This window comes from Ruegeria sp. L11 (assembly GCF_056531755.1).
This window is the reverse complement of sequence record NZ_JBQFMI010000017.1, coordinates 1-20,937: the sequence shown is the minus strand read 5'-3', so window position 1 is coordinate 20,937 and position 20,937 is coordinate 1. Positions and strand designations below refer to the sequence as shown.

The 20,937-nt window shown below is 58.7% G+C and carries 22 protein-coding genes, 1 other RNA gene and 1 riboswitch; of the genes, 12 read left to right on the top strand and 11 right to left on the bottom strand.

What is annotated here, in order from left to right; translation table 11 throughout:
• Window position 1 precedes the first annotated feature (1 nt).
• Window positions 2–1,906 (bottom strand): extracellular solute-binding protein, encoded by a 1,905-nt coding sequence (locus ACR0CE_RS17795; protein WP_480833363.1) that lies wholly within the window; start codon window positions 1,904–1,906, stop codon window positions 2–4.
• Window positions 1,907–2,076: 170 nt separating this feature from the next.
• On the bottom strand, window positions 2,077–2,589 hold the full coding sequence (locus tag ACR0CE_RS17790; protein ID WP_209507801.1) for a c-type cytochrome: 513 nt from the start codon (window positions 2,587–2,589) through the stop codon (window positions 2,077–2,079).
• A 120-nt stretch (window positions 2,590–2,709) separates the two neighbouring features.
• Between ACR0CE_RS17790 and ACR0CE_RS17785 the strand changes: the two genes are divergently transcribed.
• Entirely contained in the window at window positions 2,710–3,543 is an 834-nt protein-coding gene (locus ACR0CE_RS17785; RefSeq protein WP_480833362.1) for a prephenate dehydratase, read from the top strand.
• A 119-nt stretch (window positions 3,544–3,662) separates the two neighbouring features.
• Here ACR0CE_RS17785 and ACR0CE_RS17780 read toward each other — a convergent pair whose 3' ends face one another.
• Genes ACR0CE_RS17780 through nudC form a run of 3 tightly spaced genes read right to left on the bottom strand, consistent with a single transcriptional unit; the run spans window position 3,663 to window position 5,658 of the window.
• Window positions 3,663–4,178 carry an N-acetyltransferase family protein gene (locus tag ACR0CE_RS17780; protein ID WP_480624219.1) on the bottom strand — a complete coding sequence of 172 codons (516 nt, stop codon included), beginning with the start codon at window positions 4,176–4,178 and terminating at the stop codon, window positions 3,663–3,665.
• Complete coding sequence (locus ACR0CE_RS17775; protein ID WP_480474091.1) at window positions 4,168–4,635, bottom strand: SRPBCC family protein; 468 nt, start codon at window positions 4,633–4,635, stop codon at window positions 4,168–4,170. The genes ACR0CE_RS17780 and ACR0CE_RS17775 overlap by 11 nt, the downstream gene beginning before the upstream one ends.
• A 39-nt stretch (window positions 4,636–4,674) precedes the next feature.
• A complete protein-coding gene (gene nudC / locus ACR0CE_RS17770; protein WP_480495972.1) occupies window positions 4,675–5,658 on the bottom strand; it encodes an NAD(+) diphosphatase in 984 nt (327 codons plus the stop codon).
• Window positions 5,659–5,841: 183 nt separating this feature from the next.
• On the opposite strand from nudC, the gene ACR0CE_RS17765 reads away from it, so the two are divergent.
• From ACR0CE_RS17765 to rsgA, 3 genes are all read left to right on the top strand, one after another.
• Window positions 5,842–7,710: a bifunctional 2',3'-cyclic-nucleotide 2'-phosphodiesterase/3'-nucleotidase gene (locus ACR0CE_RS17765; protein WP_480833361.1), complete on the top strand. Its 1,869-nt coding sequence runs from the start codon at window positions 5,842–5,844 to the stop codon at window positions 7,708–7,710.
• Between the two features lie 39 nt (window positions 7,711–7,749).
• Window positions 7,750–7,848, top strand: an RNA gene (gene ffs, locus ACR0CE_RS17760) — signal recognition particle sRNA small type.
• 158 nt (window positions 7,849–8,006) lie between these two features.
• Window positions 8,007–9,035, top strand: coding sequence for a ribosome small subunit-dependent GTPase A (gene rsgA, locus ACR0CE_RS17755; RefSeq protein ID WP_480774312.1), 1,029 nt, complete (start codon window positions 8,007–8,009; stop codon window positions 9,033–9,035).
• 35 nt (window positions 9,036–9,070) lie between these two features.
• On the opposite strand, the gene ACR0CE_RS17750 is transcribed toward rsgA, so the two are convergent.
• Complete coding sequence (locus ACR0CE_RS17750) at window positions 9,071–9,928, bottom strand: alpha/beta hydrolase family protein (protein WP_480833360.1); 858 nt, start codon at window positions 9,926–9,928, stop codon at window positions 9,071–9,073.
• A 132-nt stretch (window positions 9,929–10,060) separates the two neighbouring features.
• A riboswitch (cobalamin riboswitch) is annotated at window positions 10,061–10,279 on the top strand.
• Between the two features lie 90 nt (window positions 10,280–10,369).
• On the opposite strand from ACR0CE_RS17750, the gene ACR0CE_RS17745 reads away from it, so the two are divergent.
• On the top strand, window positions 10,370–10,777 hold the full coding sequence (locus tag ACR0CE_RS17745) for a hypothetical protein (RefSeq protein ID WP_480833359.1): 408 nt from the start codon (window positions 10,370–10,372) through the stop codon (window positions 10,775–10,777).
• On the opposite strand, the gene ACR0CE_RS17740 is transcribed toward ACR0CE_RS17745, so the two are convergent.
• Complete coding sequence (locus ACR0CE_RS17740) at window positions 10,769–11,281, bottom strand: protein-tyrosine phosphatase family protein (protein ID WP_480488864.1); 513 nt, start codon at window positions 11,279–11,281, stop codon at window positions 10,769–10,771. The two genes, ACR0CE_RS17745 and ACR0CE_RS17740, sit on opposite strands and share 9 nt — an antisense overlap.
• A gap of 172 nt (window positions 11,282–11,453) precedes the next feature.
• Between ACR0CE_RS17740 and ACR0CE_RS17735 the strand changes: the two genes are divergently transcribed.
• The 3 genes from ACR0CE_RS17735 to recR all read left to right on the top strand — a co-directional run bounded on the left by ACR0CE_RS17735 (window position 11,454) and on the right by recR (window position 14,416).
• Entirely contained in the window at window positions 11,454–13,217 is a 1,764-nt protein-coding gene (locus ACR0CE_RS17735; RefSeq protein ID WP_480833358.1) for a DNA polymerase III subunit gamma/tau, read from the top strand.
• Between the two features lie 190 nt (window positions 13,218–13,407).
• Window positions 13,408–13,761 carry a YbaB/EbfC family nucleoid-associated protein gene (locus ACR0CE_RS17730; protein ID WP_209507712.1) on the top strand — a complete coding sequence of 118 codons (354 nt, stop codon included), beginning with the start codon at window positions 13,408–13,410 and terminating at the stop codon, window positions 13,759–13,761.
• Between the two features lie 61 nt (window positions 13,762–13,822).
• Window positions 13,823–14,416 carry a recombination mediator RecR gene (gene recR / locus ACR0CE_RS17725; RefSeq protein WP_480538862.1) on the top strand — a complete coding sequence of 198 codons (594 nt, stop codon included), beginning with the start codon at window positions 13,823–13,825 and terminating at the stop codon, window positions 14,414–14,416.
• Window positions 14,417–14,437: 21 nt separating this feature from the next.
• On the opposite strand, the gene ACR0CE_RS17720 is transcribed toward recR, so the two are convergent.
• Complete coding sequence (locus ACR0CE_RS17720; protein WP_480833357.1) at window positions 14,438–15,106, bottom strand: hypothetical protein; 669 nt, start codon at window positions 15,104–15,106, stop codon at window positions 14,438–14,440.
• A gap of 195 nt (window positions 15,107–15,301) precedes the next feature.
• Here ACR0CE_RS17720 and ACR0CE_RS17715 point away from each other — a divergent pair, with 195 nt between their 5' ends.
• Entirely contained in the window at window positions 15,302–15,790 is a 489-nt protein-coding gene (locus ACR0CE_RS17715) for a hypothetical protein (protein ID WP_480538867.1), read from the top strand.
• On the opposite strand, the gene ACR0CE_RS17710 is transcribed toward ACR0CE_RS17715, so the two are convergent.
• A complete protein-coding gene (locus tag ACR0CE_RS17710) occupies window positions 15,787–16,416 on the bottom strand; it encodes a ribonuclease T2 family protein (RefSeq protein WP_480488860.1) in 630 nt (209 codons plus the stop codon). The two genes, ACR0CE_RS17715 and ACR0CE_RS17710, sit on opposite strands and share 4 nt — an antisense overlap.
• A gap of 130 nt (window positions 16,417–16,546) precedes the next feature.
• On the opposite strand from ACR0CE_RS17710, the gene ACR0CE_RS17705 reads away from it, so the two are divergent.
• Window positions 16,547–17,308, top strand: a complete 762-nt coding sequence (locus ACR0CE_RS17705; RefSeq protein ID WP_480484669.1) for a DUF1013 domain-containing protein — start codon at window positions 16,547–16,549, stop codon at window positions 17,306–17,308.
• 51 nt (window positions 17,309–17,359) lie between these two features.
• On the top strand, window positions 17,360–17,749 hold the full coding sequence (locus ACR0CE_RS17700; RefSeq protein WP_267363610.1) for a hypothetical protein: 390 nt from the start codon (window positions 17,360–17,362) through the stop codon (window positions 17,747–17,749).
• A gap of 54 nt (window positions 17,750–17,803) precedes the next feature.
• On the opposite strand, the gene ACR0CE_RS17695 is transcribed toward ACR0CE_RS17700, so the two are convergent.
• Window positions 17,804–18,835 carry a permease gene (locus ACR0CE_RS17695; protein ID WP_480833356.1) on the bottom strand — a complete coding sequence of 344 codons (1,032 nt, stop codon included), beginning with the start codon at window positions 18,833–18,835 and terminating at the stop codon, window positions 17,804–17,806.
• The gene (locus ACR0CE_RS17690) at window positions 18,828–19,136 is read right to left on the bottom strand and encodes an ArsR/SmtB family transcription factor (protein WP_480833355.1); all 309 of its coding nucleotides are present in this window, start codon (window positions 19,134–19,136) and stop codon (window positions 18,828–18,830) included. Before ACR0CE_RS17690 ends, ACR0CE_RS17695 begins: the two co-directional genes overlap by 8 nt.
• Window positions 19,137–19,269: 133 nt before the next feature.
• Between ACR0CE_RS17690 and pdxR the strand changes: the two genes are divergently transcribed.
• Window positions 19,270–20,730: a MocR-like pyridoxine biosynthesis transcription factor PdxR gene (pdxR, locus tag ACR0CE_RS17685; protein WP_267363605.1), complete on the top strand. Its 1,461-nt coding sequence runs from the start codon at window positions 19,270–19,272 to the stop codon at window positions 20,728–20,730.
• The last annotated feature ends 207 nt before the right edge of the window (window positions 20,731–20,937 follow it).

The window sequence follows — 20,937 nt, the reverse complement described above, 5'->3', positions numbered from 1 at the left end:
GTTATCGCAGCGCGCCTTTCGCTTTCAACGCAGCCTGTTTTTCCGGATTGATCCACCACAAATCCAGATAACCCAGCGAATAGGGCGGCAGGTTTTCCGGGTATTCGTACATATCGTAATATGCTGTCCAGTATTCTGCGATGTACCCCACGGGGATTACGAAAAACTCGTACCGCAAGGCGCGATCCAAAGCCATTAACGCCGTGTCCTGATCGGCCTGATTGTCAGTTTCAAAGGACGCCTCGATGATCGCGTCGACCAAGGGGCTGGCCAGACCTGCCGGATTGAACAGGCTAAAGGCCGCTTCTTCCGATCCGTACATCTGGCTCAGACCGCCCCCGGTAGACAAGAACGATCCGTAGCGCGTGGAATAGACCATGTCATAATCCCGCTCGCGGCTGCGCAACGTGTATTGCGCCGGATCCACTTTCTCGGTCGAGGCATCCACCCCGATGGATTGCAGGTTCTGGACATAGGTTTCGATCATCGTTGCGGTCGAGGTCGGCAGGTTTGAAGGATATGGAATATTCACCTTCAAAGTCTGCCCTTCGGTATTGCGGCGAATATTGCCTTCGCCGACGGACCAGCCTGCCTCATCCAATAACCTGGCAGCTTTGCGCAGGTTCTGTCGGTCATTCAGGCGTGCAGGGTTTGATTCGTGCGCCACTACAGCGGGTTCCGTCAGGACATCTTCGGGAACAACGTCGCCCAACGCCTGCAGGAACGTCAGCTCCGCCCCTTCGGGCAGGCCTTGCGCCTCGATCGGGGTTCCTTGCGTGAAAGAATTCCGCGGCGTGTTCAGGCCGAACAACAATGACTCGTTCGTCCATTCGAAATTGAAGGCCAGGGCCAGGGCCTTGCGGACATTCTTGTCGGCAAATTGCGGCTTTCCAAGGTTGAAGACAAAGCCCGAAGGTGTCGGCGGGCTGCCATCCGCGATCTCATCCCGAATAACTGTGCCTTCATCCAGCTTTGGGAAATCATACCCGGTCGCCCAAAGCTTGGGATCACTTTCGATCCGGAATGTGTATTCACCCGCCTTGAAACCCTCGAACGCTGCCGTCTGATCGGCGAAATACTCAACCCGGATTGTATCAAAGTTGTTGCGCCCGACATTGAAAGGCAGGTCCTTGCCCCAATAATCGTCCCGGCGTTTGTAAACGATGCGGCGATTGATGTCATAGCTGTCGAGCTTGTAGGGGCCAGAGCCTACCGCCACTTCCAGCCGCGGTTCATCCAATCGCCGTGTCTCATCCGCCTCGAACCATGCTTTTGAGAAAACAGGAGTTGAGCCGACAGTTTCGATCAGGCTGCGGCGGGTGACTTCGGGATTGAAGGTAAATTTTACGGTATGGTCATCCAACGCCTCGGCTCCTGTCACCATACGGCCAACGGCCTGCGCATAAGACGGCAGGCCCTGTTCGATGAACAAACGGTGGCTGTAGACAACATCTTCCGCTGTGACAGGCGAGCCATCCCAAAAGGTTGCTTCGGGGCGCAAATGGAAAATGACATAGTTGCGCCCTTCGTCATATTCCAGACTTTCCGCAACTACGCCGTAATACTGCCCCACACTGTCTTCGGCACTTTCAAACAGGCGATCATATTGCAATGTGGTCAGCGCACCGGCGCGCCCTTTGCGTGAATAGGGGTTGAGAGAATCGAACGTTCCAGAGGCTGCCAGCGAAAGCTCGCCACCCTTGGGGGCGTTGGGATTCACATAATTCAGATGCGAATAATCCGCCGGGTAATCCAGATTTCCGAAATACGAATACCCGTGACTGCGGGTGACGCCTTCATCCAGCGCCTGTGCTGCATGCGGAGCAATCAGAGCGGCGCAGAGCCCCAAAATGCCAACCCATGGCCTTACCTCAAGATCACGTGCAGCAGGCATCAGGGATATCATATTGCTCATCCTCTCGGTCATTGTCACCGTCAATGTCGTAACCGCTAGCTAAAGTGCCAGCACGTGCAGATTCAAGTTTAGAATGCGTGAGCACTTTGTGAAGGTTTCTTCAGACAAAAAAGCCGCTGCGTTGCGGCAGCGGCTTTGAATGGTTCTGATCGGTCAGGCAATCAGTTGCCGATTGTCTGCAGATAGGCAATCACGTCGGCGCGATCCTGCGGCTTTTTCAGGCCGGCAAAGCTCATCGATGTGCCCGAGATATAGCTGCCGGGCTTGGTCAGGAAGGCATCCAGCGCTTCGGGTGTCCAGTTGCCGCCATGCGCCTGCATACCGGCCGAGTAACCGGTGAAGCCGTTGGCCGAGGCGACGGGGCGATTAACCACACCGTACAGGTAAGGGCCGGTGCCGTTTGCGCCGTCTTCCAGCTTGTGGCACGCGGTGCATTTGCGGAACACTTTTGCGCCGCTCTCGACGTCTGCGGCGGCCAGCAGGTCCTCAAAGACCACTTCTTCACCGTCGGCGCTTTCGCCCGAGCTTTCGGTTTCGATAATGTAGGCGGCCTCAGCCGAGCCATGGCCACCGGAAGAATAGAGGACATCCGCCCCCCACTTGGCCAGAAGCAGCACCAGGAATGTGCCGAACAGGCCTGCGGCGGCCTTGGTTACTGTCATCGTGTCGAACATTGATCGCGAGTCCATTTCAGCTGTCTGGGCAGCTGTCTAAGGCTTCCCCTTGCGAGAGGCAAGGTATAGACACCGCGACGAAACGACCAAATCGCGAACTTGTTGCATGGAATCGACCAAATGACCAATCGCATTGCTTTTCAGGGGGAACCCGGCGCCTACAGTCACGAGGCTTGCCGCAACGCTCGGCCAGATATGGAAGCCCTGCCTTGCCGCACTTTCGAGGATGTGATCGAATCGGTCCGCTCGGGTGCTGCGGATCTGGCAATGCTTCCGGTCGAGAACACGACCTATGGGCGGGTGGCCGATATTCACCGGCTGTTACCCCACAGCGGGCTGCATATCATCGATGAGGCCTTTGTCCGTGTTCATATCAACCTTCTTGCCGTGCCGAGTGCAAAACTCGAAGACATCACCGAGGCGCATTCGCATCTGGTGCTGCTGCCGCAATGTGCGGGTTTCCTTAAGGAACACGGCATCCGCGGCCGCGTCAGCCCCGATAACGCCCGCGCCGCTCGCGAAGTGGCCGAGGAAGGCAATCCGCATTCAGCCGCGCTGGCCAGCGAGCTGGCCGGTGAGATCTATAACCTGAACGTTCTGGCCCGCCATATCGAGGATAATGACGACAATACGACCCGCTTTCTTGTCATGTCGCGCGAAACGGATTTGTCCCGCCGGGGCGATCACGGGATGATCACCAGCTTTGTGTTTCAGGTGCGCAACATCCCTGCCGCGCTTTACAAAGCGATGGGCGGGTTTGCCACCAATGGGATCAACATGACCAAGCTCGAAAGCTATATGGTCGACGGCTCCTTCACCGCGACGCAGTTTTACGCGGATATTGTCGGGCATCCCGAAGACCGCAACGTGCAGCTGGCCATGGACGAGCTTGAGCATTTCACGACAAATGTCGAGGTTCTGGGCGTCTATCCGGCAGCACATCCGCGTGGATAATCACGGTTCGCGACGGCATTCCTTTGGGTTTGTTTCGTTGTTGCCCGTTTTTTCGAAGCTGTTTGGCAATACCGGTGGCCCCCCATGTCTCGTGCCGCTGCGCCTGGAATCGTCGCTCTCTAGCGGTTAATCCGGTAGACCTTTGACACAGACCCATCTTGTGTGCGGTACGTCCGGAAACCCATGGCTTCGTAATAGGCCAGACCTTCAGTATTGCCTGCGCCAATTGTTGCATCGATAGCAGGGAGACCGCGCGCAAGGGCCGCGTCCAGAGTGTGCGCGAAAAGTGCGCGCCCGATCCCGAGCAGGGCGGCTGATGGTCGGATATGGGTTCCAATCACGCCCCACCCCACTGACACGCCGTAGGGGTTGTTTTCGACCGCATCTTTCAGGGATTGGAACCCGAGCACGTGACCATTCGGGTCCGTGGCGATTGTACATCGTAATTGATCCGGATGGCGAATATAGTGCCTTAGGGCAAAATCGACATCGTGGGCTTTGCGCCGTTTGCCAGCCAGGACCAGATCGTGAAGGACGCCAGCGACCCCTTCGGCATCGGTTTCGGATGCGGGTTTGAAACTCAGGTGGTCCGATCCCTTCACACCTGCTGCGCGATCTTGTGTCTTACCCCCCATGCAGGTGCCTCTGCTCCAACTCGCGTGCGAATTCACTGAGACGCACCTGGAACTGTTTGCGAAACCTCGACTGTCCCAGCTTCATGGATTGCAACAGCAACCGTGCCGGCAGGGACTTGGCGGCCAGGGACATCTCGATGCTCAGGCGTGTCCGGCGCGGGGACAGGGCCAGAAAATCCACGGTCGTGAACCCGGTAATGCCCTTGCTGGCAGCGTCAAATCGCATTTGCGAAGGCCTGTCGAAATCTGTCATAACCACTGACATCTGACGCGGCTTTCCGCGCAGTTTGAACTCCGTATTCCACTCGGTTCCGGCAGTCACCGCTGCGCCACCGCCCAAACGGCGCACATCGATGCCGCGGCGCATTGCCATACGCTCGAACCGTTCGAAATCCGACACCATGTCGAATACCGATTGGATGGGGGCTTCGATATCTTCGCGCGCTGAAAACTGCATACTGACCTTTGCTGTCGTAATTACTGAGCCAATGTTTCCTCAGTCCAGAGTATCTGCAAGCCAGTTCTGAAGCAGAAAATGAGCGACTGCCCCCTTGCGCGCTGGCAATAGCCTAGGATGATCGCCTGCAAAGGCCTGCATCATTTCGGATTTGCTGACCCACATCGCCTCTTCTATTTCGACCGGATCGATCACGATGTCGCGTGACAACGCCTCACCTGCACACCCAAACATCAATGAGGCCGGAAACGGCCAGGGCTGGCTGGACAGGTACGAAACCGCACCCACCGGCACGCCCGCCTCTTCCATCACTTCGCGGCGCACTGCTGCCTCAAGCGTTTCGCCGGGCTCAACAAATCCCGCCAGCAAGGAGAACATCCCGTCAGGCCAGCCCGGAGACCGGCCCATCAGCACGCTGTCACCATGCGTGATCAACATGATCACAACCGGATCGGTGCGCGGAAAGTGCTGCCCGCCACAGGATGGGCAACTGCGCTGCCATCCCCCTTGCGACACCTCGCTGGCGGCACCGCATCGTGCGCAATAGCGATGTGTTTCATGCCAGCCGATTATTGCCTTAGACGTGGCCGCCAGTTCCGCGTCGCGTGCCGACAGCCGTGTCATGATCCGGCGCAGTTCGGCAAACACGTGGCCTTGCGGTAAATCCGGGTGTTGTTGTTCGGACTTGTCCACGAAGGCGCCCAGACTGGTCAGATCCAGCCCCTCGGCTGCCCATGCGGAAATATCAACGGCAAACACGGGGGCGCTGTCAGCGCTCAGACCCAAAAACACCGGGGATTCAATGACGCCACCGGGACCACTGCTGATCAGCGGATGCGTCATCGGGATCATGGCAAGCTGGTCCAGCCCCTCACCCTGTACCAGCAGCTTTCCACGCCACAGCAAGACACAGCGGGCGGCCGGGTTGTGCATCGCCTCGGCCAGCTTGTCCGCATCTCCGCGATACTGCGCCGCCCGATCAAGGCCCGAACCCCCGAAGGTTACCTGCTCTGCGTTTTTCATTGGATTTCCTTTTGGTCTTGCGCACAGGGCTGCCACGTCTCGGCCCGTGTTGCAATGGCTATTCAGGGATAGAAAATCCACCTCCCTGCCGCTGAAAAGCCGCATGGTGGCCTCGGAAAAATCATTTAGAGTGAATTTTGATGGATTTAATCAATACCCACATTCAATAGCAGAATACTCAAAGTGAAGATCCCCTCCTCGACGCAGGTACAGCCCATTGGTGACATTGGGAAAATTCGCATTCTGGCCACAACCGACCTGCATATGAACCTGACCGGTTTTGACTACTACACCGACACGCCAGACCAGACGGTTGGATTGACGCGCACCGCCAGCCTGATCCGCGCTGCCCGGCAAGAGGCCGAACGCGCGCTGGTGCTGATGTTTGACAACGGGGATTCGTTGCAGGGAACCCCAATGGGCGATTGGGCCGCCAAAAGTGGCACTGCCCATCCGATGATGACGGCGTTCGAAGCCCTGGGTTATGACGCGATCGGGCTGGGCAACCATGATTTCGGGTTCGGGCTGGCGACATTGGGCAACATCCTGACGCAAGCCCCCTGCCCAGTTATTTGTAGCAACCTGTATCGCACGCGCGGACCTCAGCCCTGGCAGCGGCACATCGTTTTGGACCGCACCGTGTCTTTGAACGGTGAAGACATTCCCGTTCGCATCGGCATCTTCTCGGTTCTTCCTCCGCAAACGGCCTGTTGGGAGGCGCATAATCTGGATGGCGGTATCGTCGTCGAGGATATCCTGGTTGCGGCAAAGTCCCTGACGCAGACATTGCGCGACAAGGGGTGTGATATCATCGTCGCGCTTGCTCATTCCGGCCTTGGGGGCAGCGAACCGGTGGCGGGGATGGAAAACGCCGTGATACCCTTGGCCGCGATCAAAGGCATCGATGCCATTGTGGCCGGGCATACTCACCTGACACTTCCAGGAGAGGGCCATGCCAATACCCCGATGGTCGATCACCTGACGGGGCTGGTACATGGAACACCCGTTGTCATGCCGGGATCAGCGGGCTCTTACCTGGGGGTTATCGATTTGGCCGTGACCGCCGGGCCGGACGGCAAAGTGCAAATCCGGGATTGCTGCGTCGAACTGCGCCCGGTTATCAGCAACGGCACAGCCGTCGGGGAAGACAGTGAAATTGCGGGCTTGTGTGAGGTGGCACATCGTATGACCCGTCAATCCGTTGCCGCACCGGTGGCACATATCCCGGATACATTGCACAGCTATTTCAGTTGCTGTGCGCCGGATCGCGGGCTGACCCTTGTAGCTGCGGCGCAAGCCGCCGCACTGCGCCCGTTTTTGCAGGGACCAGACCTGGCGGATCTGCCGATTTTGTCGGTTGTTTCGCCTGCCAAATCCGGCGGACGCTCAGGCCCGCGCCATTATACCGAGGTACCCGCCGGAGAAATATGTTTGCGCCATGTCGCGGATCTGCATGTGTTTCCCAACGAGTTGCGTGCAATCCGGATCAGCGGCGCGCATTTGCTGGACTGGTTGGAGATGTCGGCCAGCGTATTCAACCAGTTAAAGCCCGGTTCCGAACCCGAGCTGATCAACCCTGAACGGGCCGGATACAATTTCGACATCGTGTTTGGACTGTCTTATCAGATCGATCCCACGCGGCCGCCTCGTTACGATGCGCAGGGGAAAATAATCCGCCCCGACAAAAAGCGGATCAGCGATCTGACATATGCAGGCCGTCCCGTACGACCGGAGCAGATGTTCGTTATGGCGCTGAACAATTACCGCGCCAGCGGAGGCGGGCATTTTCCGCATGCGACAACGTCTGAGCTGATCAGCCTGCCACCGCTGAGCATCAAGGACCTTGTGCAGGATTACCTGGCGCAGCACCTTCCGCCCGATCCGATCGCCACGCAGCCCTACCCGTTCTCGTTGATGCCGCAACGGGGCGTGACAACAATTCTTCGCACAGGTCCAGGCGCCCTGAAATATCTGGATGAGTTGCACAGGTTCGATCCCGTGTCGCTGGGCTCGGATGGCTTGGGATTTGAACGCATTCGCCTGACGCTCTGATGGGTTGTCTTTTCCCAATGCCTTCCCTATATCCGGACTCGAGAGGTTGGCGCGGGCGAGCGCCTCGCCAACCTGGTCAGGTCCGGAAGGAAGCAGCCACAACGAGCCCCGCTTGGGTCGATGTCCAACCTCTCACTTCGTGAACCACAGCCGCAGGAGGGCTTTATGATTGTAGTGAAAACCCTTCGGGCAGACTGGTTCTGATTCACCGGAATCACCGGACTGCCTGAACACACGACCTGCGGATGCGCGATTGCCATCCGTTGGCATTGCTGTTTCTGAAAACAGGCAGATAAATGTCTTATACGCTTTCGGACCTGGGATGGTCCTCTCACTTTGCCGCGCAACACGCGGCTTTTCCTTCCGACACGCCCTTTCGCGTCGCCTCCGTTCATCGGGACCGTCTGATCGGGCTGAGCCCGGATGGTGAAATCCCTTTGCGGACACCGGATAATCCGACCGGTTCATATGCCGTCGGGGATTGGGTTCTTGCGGACGCCGAAAACCGCGTGCGCCACCTTTTGGACCGGCGCAGCCTGCTGCAACGCAGAGCTGCCGGTACAGGTGCCGCAACCCAACTGATTGCCGCCAATGTCGATGTTTTGTTCATCGTCAGCTCGTGCAATGCGGACTTCAACCTTCCCCGGCTGGAACGTTATCTGGCGCTGGCGCATCAGGCCGGATGTTATCCGGTCGTTGTCCTGACGAAAGCTGACCAGTCGGATGACCCCGGCAGTTTCTCGGGACAAGTGCAATCTCTGGACCCTTTTCTGTCGGTGCTGGCGGTCAATGCGCTGGACCCGGCAGATGTCGAAAAGGTTCTGGCATGGTGCCCCAAAGGCCAGACCGGCGCGCTGGTCGGGTCGTCGGGCGTAGGTAAAACGACGCTCAGCAACGCCATGACGGATCAAAACCTCGCCACGTCTGAAATTCGCGAAGACGACGCACGGGGCAGACACACGACAACGGTGCGCGCGTTGCACCGGATGGGTAACGGTGGCTGGCTGATCGATACGCCGGGAATGCGCGCACTGCGTTTGCTGGACGCTCAGGACGGGATCGACAACGTGTTCTCGGACATCACGGAGCTTGGCCAAAGCTGTCGCTTTTCGGATTGTCAGCACGAGACCGAGCCCGGCTGTGCCGTGCAGAACGCAATCGGCGAAGGCGCACTTGACCCGACCCGGCTGGACCGTTGGCGCAAGCTGCGGCGTGAAGATCAGCGAAACTCGGAAACCGTTGCCCAATCGCGGGCGCGGGACAAGGCGTTCGGCAAGATGGTGCGCGGTGTCATGCAGGACAAGAAGCTTCGCAAACGGCCATAACTGCAAGGTGTTAGGAAAACCTGCGTCGCGTCTGATCAGGCGATCAGGCGCGGCCAGACCGCTGCATTGCGACGGGCAAATGCTCCGATATGGCCTATTTCCGGCAGTCCGAATTCAGCAGGCTTCAGAAGGTGGCGTCTGGCCTCGGGGCCATACAAATCAGCAAGGCGCCAAACCGCCTCGGGCGGAGCCATCTGGTCATCTTCGAACGTGAACAGATCCACTGGTGTTCCAGAACTGCCCCAATGCGCATCAGGCAAATTCTGCCCGATCTCGGGAACGTAGCTAAGAGGGGCTGTACACCATTTGCGCCATTGCCAGTAGACCGAGGCGGGCAGGTCCGAACCAAACCCGATTGCTTTGCCGGGTAGATAGCCAAGTGCCCGCACCATCAGCGGTGCATGGCCATACCAGAACAGCCCTGCCAACCCCCGATAGGGCCATGGGTGATCTTTCAAAGTCACCAGTCCCGAACACACACCGATCATTCGGTCGATCTGGTCGATATCCGGCTGCACCGGCCCCAGCATCGCACCGACGGAATGGCCGATGGTCCACTGCTGCGCCTTTGGAAACCGCCTGCGCATTTCGGCCCGTGCCGCTGGCATGTCGATCAACGCCCAATCCGCCATTGTTGCAGTTGCGTCTTTCAGGCGGCCAACCAAAGAAAGCCCGTAGTCCCGATAGTCATAGGTCAGGCAAGCTATCCCCCGGTCGGCAGCCAGCCATCGCGCGAAGTGTTGATAATAGTCACGCGGCACACCCGTGGCACTGTTCAGCACGACAACGGTTTCCGGCTCACCCACTGGCCGATGCAACCGCGCCGACAAGGTCACAGACCCGGACGGAAAGCGGAAATCTTCGATCAACACCGTCTGTTCCGTATCCAACATGATCCCCGGCTTTCGCTGAAACAATCGGTTTGCCTGCCTTCGATGCCGATGACACTAGGCCGGAACATAATCCGCATCCAGCATGACCAAACGTCCGGCTAAAGATCGGCTTGACTCGGAACGCGATCAGGCGCTAGCGGTTGTGTGATGGTTTCTGGCCCCCACAAGAGGTCGGGATGAAAAGGGAACACGGTGCGGTTTGTCTGGTCATACAGACATCAACCTAGTCCGCGACTGCCCCCGCAACTGTAAGCGGTAAGCAATGCCGAAATACCACTGGCCCATGGGCTGGGAAGGTCGGCAGAGCAATGACCCGCAAGTCAGGAGACCTGCCATCGGAACTGAAACCGAAACTCGGGCGGGGTGTCCGGGCAGGTCCTGACAGCGAGATGCTGTCCCACCTGCCCCAATATCCAGCCCACCACGCGCGGAGGGCGCAGGATGATCTGGAAGACAAAGTCACACGAATACAGCGCTACTGTGTGCCAGCGGACTGGGAAAACCTGCCCGGCTTTGGCGCGACTGGCCCGCTCGATTTCCGAAGCCATGGCGCAGGCGGTTTCGGCCACCAGCGAGGATTTCGAATTTGAAGGCAACAGCGCGCTGTCACATTGCGCGGAAGGGTGCATGGCAACGATCCGAGCGCGATCCGACAGCGTTCGCGTTTTCTGCGGGGCGCACCCTGATACGGCAATTCGGGACCTTGATGCCTATGCCGATTTGATCTTCGGACCTATATTCAGCACGCTGCCCGCGGGCATTGTCGCGAACCCGCCTTGCGCCATGATCGAGGTTTCAACGATCCGGCCCCGGAAAACCGGCTACGCACCCCAGCAGCTGTCAGCTTGATCCCACTTCCACCTGTGCCGGGGTGATCCGGGACGCCCAGGCCAGCTGCGCATCGGTTTCGACAGCGCAGGGGCGCACGGCCCGCAGGCGGTCCAGTGCGTCGCTGGCGCGTTCACCGCATTCAACCATCAGTCGCAGAACAATCATCCCGGATCTGCCGCACCCCCCACGGCAATGCACAAGAACCCGGCCACCGCCCGACAGCGCATGTCGGGCCGTGGCGCTGACCTCTGGCCAGGCCTTCTGAACCGCCTGCGTCGGTGCTCCAAAATCTTCGATCGGCAGGTGAACCCACCGGCTGGCACGGCTTTGGATGTCGCTGCCAAAGTGCTGCGCGCCATCCTGAAGCATTTCAACATCCGTCGTCATTGAAATCACAAGGCCCGGTTTCCACGCCGCAATCATATCCAGATCGCCGACGTAATCCCCGCCACGCCCGGGCATTGAAGTAAGGGCAAGCGTCCCGCCTCCGACCTGCAGAGCAAAGATGACCAACTGCGACATGAAGTGCGTCCTCCCCCAAGGTACTCTTTAAGAAATGAGTCATTAAATCCGCTGGTCCAGTTTAGTTGGAAACCAGCCCGTTCCTGAAACAAAAAATCATCGCGCCCCACAGTGGACGCGGACTGCCGCCGCCACTACGCTGTGCCGAAGCACCGAATCCGAGCGAGAAGACATGACAGACACGCCCAGCCCCGCCTATCAGGTTCTCGCCCGCAAATACCGTCCGGAAACCTTTGCCGATCTGGTGGGTCAGGATGCCATGGTGCGCACCCTGAAGAACGCTTTCGAGGCCGACCGGATCGCGCAGGCCTTTATCATGACCGGCATTCGCGGGACGGGTAAAACGACCACGGCGCGGATCATCGCCAAGGGCATGAACTGCATCGGACCCGACGGAACCGGTGGCCCCACAACCGAACCCTGCGGTCAGTGCGAACATTGTGTCGCCATCATGGAAGGCCGCCATGTCGATGTGATGGAAATGGATGCCGCCAGCCGTACCGGCGTCAACGATATCCGCGAGATCATCGACAGTGTACGCTATCGCGCCGCCAGTGCGCGCTACAAGATCTACATCATCGACGAGGTTCACATGCTCTCGACCAGCGCATTCAACGCGCTGCTCAAGACGTTGGAAGAACCGCCCGCGCATGTGAAGTTCATCTTCGCGACCACCGAGATTCGCAAAGTGCCGGTCACGGTTCTGTCGCGGTGTCAGCGGTTTGACCTGCGCCGGATCGAGCCCGAAGACATGATCGGTCTGCTGCGCAAGATCGCCGGGGCCGAGGGCGCGCAGATCGCCGACGACGCACTGGCGCTGATCACCCGCGCTGCAGAAGGGTCGGCCCGCGACGCGACCTCACTGCTGGATCAGGCAATTTCACACGGGGCTGGCGAGACGACCGCCGATCAGGTCCGTGCGATGCTGGGTCTGGCGGATCGTGGTCGCGTTCTGGACCTGATGGACATGATCCTGCGCGGTGACGCGGCAGGGGCGCTTACTGAACTGAGCGGGCAATATGCGGAAGGCGCGGACCCTCTGGCCGTGCTGCGCGATCTGGCCGAAATCACGCATTGGGTGTCCGTCGTAAAGATCACACCTGACGCGGCCGAAGACCCGACGGTTTCCCCCGACGAACGCACACGGGGCCAGCACATGGCCGAGGCTTTGCCGATGCGGGTTCTGACCCGGATGTGGCAGATGCTGCTGAAGGCGCTGGAAGAAGTCTCTGCGGCGCCCAACGCGATGATGGCCGCCGAGATGGCCGTTATCCGGCTGACGCATGTCGCTGATTTGCCCAGCCCCGAAGAGCTGATCAAACGGCTGCAAGACACCCCGCCTCCGCCTCCCGGCGGGCCGGGCGGAGGCATGTCAATGTCGCGACAGGCCCCGGTGGCAACGCAATCCAACGCGACCCCGCCGCCTGCTTATACATCGCCCCCGCGCGGAGCGGGTGGCGCACCGGTTGCCGCACTGTCGCAGGATGCACAGACGGCCCTGGCCCGCTATCCAACCTTCGGGCATGTGGTGGAACTGATCCGCACAAACCGCGATGTGAAACTGCTTGTCGAGGTGGAAAGCGGCGTGCGCCTTGTGTCGTATCAGCCCGGCCGGATCGAATTCACCCCGACGCCTCAGGCACCGTCGGATTTGGCGTCGCGATTGGGCTCTGCCCTGCAACGCTGGACCGGCAATCGGTGGGCCGTCTCCATTGTCTCGGACGGGGATGCCGCGACCATCGCGGAAGTGCGGGACCGGGCCGAACTGGCCCTGAAAGCCGAGGCCGAAGAACACCCGCTGGTTCAGGCCGTGCTGACGCAATTCCCCAAGGCAAAGATCATTCGGATCGAAACACCTGAACAGCGCGCCGCCAAGGTTGAGACCGAGGCCCTTCCCGAAGTCGAAGAGGAATGGGACCCGTTCGAAGAGGACTAGCCCCTGAGCCCGCGGGTCCAAGTTTCAAGAAACCGGCATACTCACCCCCTTTCACGATGCACCTGAAGGAGGGAATGCGGGCACATAAATGATCGGTCGGCGCCGCTCTGATCTGGACAGGCGGGAGACCTCTTGTGCCACCTGCCTGCGGTCCGTATTTAGAACCAAACAGAAACACAGGAGACGACTGATGCTGAAAGGACTCGGCGGGCTTGGCGGACTGGGCGACATGGCCAAGATGATGAAATCCGCACAAGACCTGCAAACCAAGATGACCGAAATGCAGGAAGAGCTGAACAACATGATGGTTGTCGGCGAATCCGGTGCAGGGCTGGTCAAGGCAACGGCCACAGCCAAGGGTGAACTCAAGGGGCTGGACATCGACCCGTCGATCTTCAACGGCGACGACAAGGAAGTGGTCGAAGACCTGATCCTGGCCGCCATCAAGGACGCTCAGGCCAAAGCCGCCGAACGTTCACAGGAAGAGATGGGCAAGCTGACCGAAAGCATGGGCTTGCCCAAAGACATCAAGCTACCGTTCTGAGCTTCATCTTTTCCCAAATACTCCCGCCGGAGGCTCCCTCCGGCGCAAAGCAGGACAGGCCATGGGCACGAACAGCGAAATCGACAATCTGATCGACCTGATGGCCAAACTGCCGGGGTTGGGCCCGCGCTCGGCCCGCCGCGCGGTGCTGCACCTGATCCGCAAACGCGCTCTGCTGCTGACGCCCCTGTCAGACGCCATGCAGCAAGTGGCCGTCACCGCCCGCGAATGCCTGAATTGCGGCAATGTGGGCACCACGGATATCTGTGACATATGCAATAGCGAGGCCCGAGCGACCGGCGAACTCTGCGTGGTCGAGGACGTCGCCGACCTTTGGGCGATGGAACGGTCAGGGGTCTTCAAAGGCCGCTATCACGTGCTGGGTGGCACACTGTCTGCACTGGACGGTATCGGCCCGGACGAGCTGCGCATTCCTCGCCTCAGGGATCGGGTCCTGGCCGAAGGGATCACCGAAGTGATCCTTGCCCTGAACGCCACCGTCGACGGCCAGACCACCGCCCATTACATAGCGGATCAGCTGGAAGGCCAGGTGCGCCTGACCTCACTGGCGCAAGGCGTGCCCATCGGCGGAGAGTTGGATTATCTGGATGACGGAACGATCACGGCGGCGCTCAGGGCGCGAAAGGAATTGTAGCCGGTTGTAGACACTAGCACATCAATAAAGCCCGTCAGTTTCGTCAATCAGCACCGGCGGCCCCCAATAGTCCGCTTCAAACCGGACGCGCGCTCCACTGTAGTTTTCGAAATGAATCGTTAGACCGAGAGCATCACTCCTAAATAGTCCTTTCAGGTACCCGGTGAAGCTTTCGATGCTTCCGACCCATCCTTCCTCCTTTGTCAGCCTGAACTCGACCCACTTTTTCAGTTCTGTGCTGCGCTCGGCGTCCAGCTTGTATTCAGGCTGGCTCGTAGTTTCGCACTGAAAAACCCCATATTCGGAATATGGGCTGGCGGCATCTATGGGAGGCCAGTCGAAGATGTGAATCCGCGCCAAGAAATCGCCTAGGACTACATAGATCCCATGTTTGTCGCCAACTTTGTCTTCTGTCATGCCGCCATTCCACGCGCTCTCATCTTTGGTCAGAAAATACCCGAGACAAACGTCCGCGCCCCAAACCAACAGGTCTGAGCTTTCAAAAGGTTGCCACTCATGATCCAAGATTGGTGGATCAAAAAGTGATGGGCCTTTCTTACACCCATGCGTTTCGCAGTAGGATTCGGCGTCAAATTGGAACTTGCCGCTGACTTCAGCGAACCCCGCCCTGTCCAGAATGACCGAAGAGGTTAAGAAACAAGCTACAAATAGACTTTTGAATGCTGACATCCAGTATTGTCTCGTCAAAGTATCGAGAGGCATTGATCGGAACAAATGGCTTTGGATTTCATTTTAGCAAATGTAAATCTGAGCGGGTAGGATCAAAAGAAAATTAGTAATTTCTAAGGCAGATGACCCCTTTGTTTGGTCCAGCACGTCAAATAGGGTTGCGGCAAACAAGTTACTCAATACTGGAGACCAATTGTGACCCGACTTCTCGCCTTCACCCTCGCCGCCTTCACCGCAACCGCTGGCCTGTCGCAGGACCTTGTGGACAAGGGCTTTGTTGAAGGCTGGAACATCATGATGGACCCCGCGCTTGGGAACGGGTGTCTGATCCAGACGGTGTATCAGGATCTCTCGGTAGTGCGGCTGGGCTATGACGCATTGGATAATCGCGGGTATTTCGCCGTTTACAACAAGGCCTGGGGCGACATTAAGCAAGGTGAGAGCTATCCCATCCGGTTCGAACTGGACGGCAAGAGCTTTGATGCCACCGCTATCGGGTTCAATGAACGCAAAGTGCCCGGTGCGACGGTGTTTTTTACCGACCGGAATTTCGTCACCGCGATTGCCCAGAACAAGACGATGACGGTTTACAATCCCGCAGGCGAGGTGGTGATGGCGATTGATCTGAAAGGCACCGCCAAGGCGCTGGACTATGCGCGGGACTGCCAGAACAAGAAGCTCTAGCGAATCGGATCGAACAGCGCGTCCTTGGCGGTGCAGTCGCGAATTACATCGCGGCCGCATGGCACCGGATCAAGGTCGCGCGACAGGCATAGGCGGACCTCTTCGATATAGCCCTGTTTGCAGGTGACCGTGATCATATCGCGCTCCAGTTCCGGATTGGCTTTCAAAAACGCATCCTCGACCACCGAAGCCGGCAGTTTAACGGATGCGTCCAGCTTGCGGAAGACCTGCGGGCGTTCGACAGCGTCATAGGCACGCCGGGACAGGGCGAAATAGTCGGGCGCAGATAGCCCCGAACAGGTGCCGTGTTTCTTCCACTGATGCCATGCAAGGCCCGCACTACCCTGAATATCTTCCATTTCCCGCGTCATGCGGCGTGTTGGCGGCGCCTCGGGCGAGCGGCAGAAGGATGGCCAGCCCTGATGAAATTGCGGCCAGAGCCCGTGCAGGATCCATCCGTGGTCGTGCCGGTCGTCACATTGGTCTGACCCGCGCGCGTCCCCTTCACGGGCGCACCAGTTGGGCGACCAGCTGAGAGACAGGACGTAATAGTCGAACTCACCTGCTTTTTCACCTTCAGCCAGCGCTGTCATCGCGCTGAAGACCCACAATACGACCCAGCGCATTCGCCTCTTCCCTTCTTGCTGCGTGGCGACTATATACGGGCCAAGTTCCCCGACAACGGAAACCTGCCCCAAGACCAAGGGGCCGCCGAATTCCGGCGACGGGAAAGATGTATGTATAGGAGACGGGCTGATGGCAAAACCGCTTATGGCCAAGGCAACCGCCGTATGGCTGGTGGACAACACCACGATCAGCTTCAAGCAGATCGCGGATTTCGTAGGGATGCACGAACTGGAAGTGCAGGGCATCGCCGATGGCGATGTGGCCGCAGGCGTAAAGGGCTTTGACCCGATCGCAAACAACCAGCTGACTCAGGATGAGATCGACGCCGCGCAGAACAACCCGCTGCACAAGCTGAAGCTCAAGTTCAACCCGGCGGCATCCGGCGAAGAAAAGCGCCGTGGCCCGCGGTATACCCCGCTGTCCAAGCGTCAGGACCGTCCGAACTCGATCCTGTGGCTGGTCAAGTTCCACCCCGAACTCAGCGACGGCCAGATCGCCAAGCTGGTTGGCACCACCAAGCCGACCATCCAGTCGATCCGCGAGCGCACGCACTGGAACATCTCAAACATGCAGCCGATCGACCCGGTTGCGTTGGGCCTGTGCAAACAGTCCGAACTGGATGCGATCGTGCAGAAGGCCGCTGCCAAGAAAGCGGCCGAAGGCGGCGTGATGAGCGATGACGAGCGTCGCAAGCTGGTTTCGACCGAGCAGTCGCTGGAAATGGACGCTGCGCCGAAAATCCCGACCGCGATCGAAGGTCTGGAAACCTTCTCGCTGTCCGATGATCGGTCGGATGAAAAAGACGACGAGCCTATCATCGACGCCGACAGTTTCTTCAACCTGCCCAAAGGCGGGGCGGATGATGAAGACGAGGATGATCCTCGTCTGTAACAGACAATCAGCCCCGGTCGGAACGGCTGGGGCTTTTTTGACGGACTTGTCATGCTGAGCATTCTTTCTGCGATTTTCGGCCCGCACCGCGCCGTAACGATCTACGCCTTTCTCAGGACATGGGGGCTGGGTCTGGCGGGTGGTGTTGTCATGATCGCCATCGTCACCACCTTGTTTCTGCTGGGGGACGAAGGCGAACACGAACACGAGGCTTTCCTGATCGTACCGGTTCTGTCCGCAACCCCGGTGAACGGGGACCTGAAGAACGGCGTCGTAGCCTCGGTTCGCTTGCCCGATGGATCGGCCACGTCGATTACGTCGACCGAGTCGCAGATTTCACAAACCGTTGGAACGACGGCCTGCGTGGAAAAACGCATTTACGTCAAAAGCGGCGAAGCCCGGTATCGGTTCAAACTGCCCCGTCTCTGCGAATCCGGTTGATCGAGATATCCAACGAAAAAGCCGCCCGATGCTGACACCGGGCGGCTTTTTCGTTCATACCACCTGAAAGATGATGCCTGCGATTATTGCGCCCCCCACACCAAGGCTCAGGTAAGTCGCAAACACGCGCGGTTTGACCAATGACCAGACTGCGGCCATCGCCGGTATGGAACTGACGGCACCGGCAACCATGAACGACATCGCAGCCCCCGCGGTCATGCCCTGATCGATCAGACCCGCCAGCAGCGGCGGCGCGACGTAAGAGTTCAGATAGGCCGGCATCCCCACCAGAGAAGCAACGATGATCGGCAGCACGCCTTCTCCGCCAACGACGCCAGCGATCAGGTCCGCAGGCACATAGTTGACCAACAAAGCTTCGAGCACATAGGCCAGTGCCAGCCACTTCAGCAGGAACAGCCCGTTGTGTACGAATTCCGAACGAAACCGAACGCGACGCTCGGGCTCTTGCCAGAACTTCCAGACCGGCTTGTCATCCGCTTTCGGACCACATCCGCAACACCCGGCAGGTTTGTATTCGCGCAAGGGCTGGGCAAATGCCCCCTGCCGCATCAGTAACCGAACCGCGAACCCGCCGAACAGGCCAAGCGCAACGGCGGCAACCGCCTTACCGATGGCAAAGGGCCATCCCAGCGCGGCAGCCGTAATCAAAAGCGTCGGCGGGTCGATCAACGGCGAGCTGAGCCAGAACGCCATCACGGCCGACAGCGGCGCTCCGAGTACAAGCAAGCCCGCAATAAAGGGAATGACTTCGCAAGAACAAAATGGTGCAAGTCCGCCGAACAGGGCGGCCAGAAAGATCATCCGGGTTTCGCGCCCTTCAAAAGCGCGCGCCACCATCACCTCGGCCCCGGTTGCCTTGAGATATGACAACAGAAGCACAGCAAACAGGATGTATTGTCCTGTATGCGCCAAGGCCCTGACTGCAAAACTCGCAACCTCACGCAGGTTGCCGGGGTCGAGAACGGCCACCGCCACAAAAATGACCATGATCAATGCCCAGGGTGTCTTGATCATCTCAAGCGCACCTTTGGCGGTCAGTCGGGGCGATTGCGTCAATTCAGCCATCGTTGGCCGCCTTTCCAACCGCGTCAACGCAGCATTCGCTAAGAATGAACTGCGCCAGCGTCTTCAATTCGTCATAACAGGCCCGGTTGATCGTGGTGCGACCGATCTTTTCCTGCTCAACCACACCTCCGGCTGCAAGAAACCGCAGGTGGTGCGCCAAAGTCGACGGGGCAATCCCCGTCCGGTTCTGGATTTCGCCAACGGTCAGACCGGCCTCACCAGCCCGCACTAGCGTCTTGAGGACTTTCAGCCGGGCTTCCGAACCCATGGCGGAAAATCCGGCAGCAGCAGTTTCCCACATGAGTTGCCTCCATTAAACTAGATCTCTAGTTTTGTAGTTTCACAAAGGACCCTGGTCAACCCACCTTGGGAAAATTTTTCATGACACTGTAAGTCCAGATTGCCCCTGCCTTAAGTCCAACCTATAAGCAGGCATGGGGATATCGGTCGAAACATTCTTTCTTGAGCTCAACGGTCAGGGCACGTTGCAGGCCCAGATCCAGCAGATGATTGCCGAGGGCATTCTGTCCGGTCGCTTTCACGTGGGGGAAAAACTGCCATCCTCGCGAAAGCTGGCCGCACATCTGGGCGTCAGCCGCATCACGGTGACGCTTGCCTATACCGAGTTGCTGGCCAATGATTATCTGACGGCAAAGGGCCGGTCAGGATATTACGTCTCGCAAAACGCACCGGTTCCGCCCAAATACTCGCCCGTGCAGCGCGGCACGGAATCTGTCGACTGGGACAGGGCATTGGCGCGCCGCTTTCTGGACAGCGACGTCCTGCCGAAACCCAGCAATTGGCGCGAATACCGCTATCCGTTCATCTACGGTCAGGCCGACCGAACCCTGTTTGATCACGCCAACTGGAGATTATGCGCGGTTCGCGCATTGGGGCACAAAGACTTCGATTCGCTGACAGGGGATTACGTGGATCAGGATGATCCGTTGCTAATCGAATTCATCGCGCGCCACACCCTGCCGCGCCGTGGTATCGTCGCCCGCCCCGAAGAGATCTTGATCACCCTGGGCGCGCAGAACGCGCTTTGGCTGGCCTCACGCATCTTGCTGACACACAAACGCACAGCTGTAATCGAAGATCCCTGCTACTACGCGCTGCGAAGCCTTTTGAACCACTGGGACTGCGCTGTGACCCCCCTGAGCGTCGATCGCGACGGCTTGCCACCCGAAGCGATCCCCGACGAAGCGGATGTCATCTTTACCACCCCCAGCCATCAAAGCCCGACAACCGCGACGATGCCGATCGACCGCCGCAACAAACTACTGGATCGGGCACGCGATCTGGATGCAATGGTTGTCGAGGACGACTATGAATTCGAAATGGCCTTTCGCAGCGCACCTTCGCCTGCACTCAAGTCCATGGATCGGGATGGGCGCGTGATTTACGTCGGCAGTTTTTCCAAGTCGCTGTTTCCGGGATTGCGGCTTGGATACATGGTCGGATCCGAGCCTTTCATCCGCGAAGCTCGTGCTCTTCGCTCGTTGGTCCTGCGCCACCCTCCGGGTCATATTCAGCGCACGGCAGCGTATTTTCTGTCATTGGGCCATTACGACGCGCAGATCCGACGTATGTCGAAAGCCCTGCAAGAGCGGCGCGATGCGATGGACAAAGCCATCGAAGAAAGCGGGCTGACAGTGGCCGGGCGGGGCGTAATGGGTGGCTCATCAATGTGGATGTCGGCCCCCGAGCACGTCAACACAACGCAGCTTGCGCTAAAGCTGCAGAACCAGGGTGTTCATATCGAACCGGGTGCTCCGTTTTTCTCGGGGCCCGACAGGCCGCAGAATTTCTACCGCCTCGGGTACTCTTCTATTTCGACCAACCGCATAGGCCCCGGCGTCGAACTGATCGCGGATGCCATCCGGTCTGCCTGAGATCGCACTGGACATATTCCGCAGACGCGTCTGGCCCTAACGCAGGTCGCACCCTTACGCCAAAACCATATCAACCCCCGGGTCCCGGTGCCCGGTTTTCTCACTCTTGCTTGGAGAACACCCCTATGAAGATGACGACGGAAGAGGCCTTTGTTAAGGTTTTGCAGATGCATGGTATTGAACATGCGTTTGGGATCATTGGCTCTG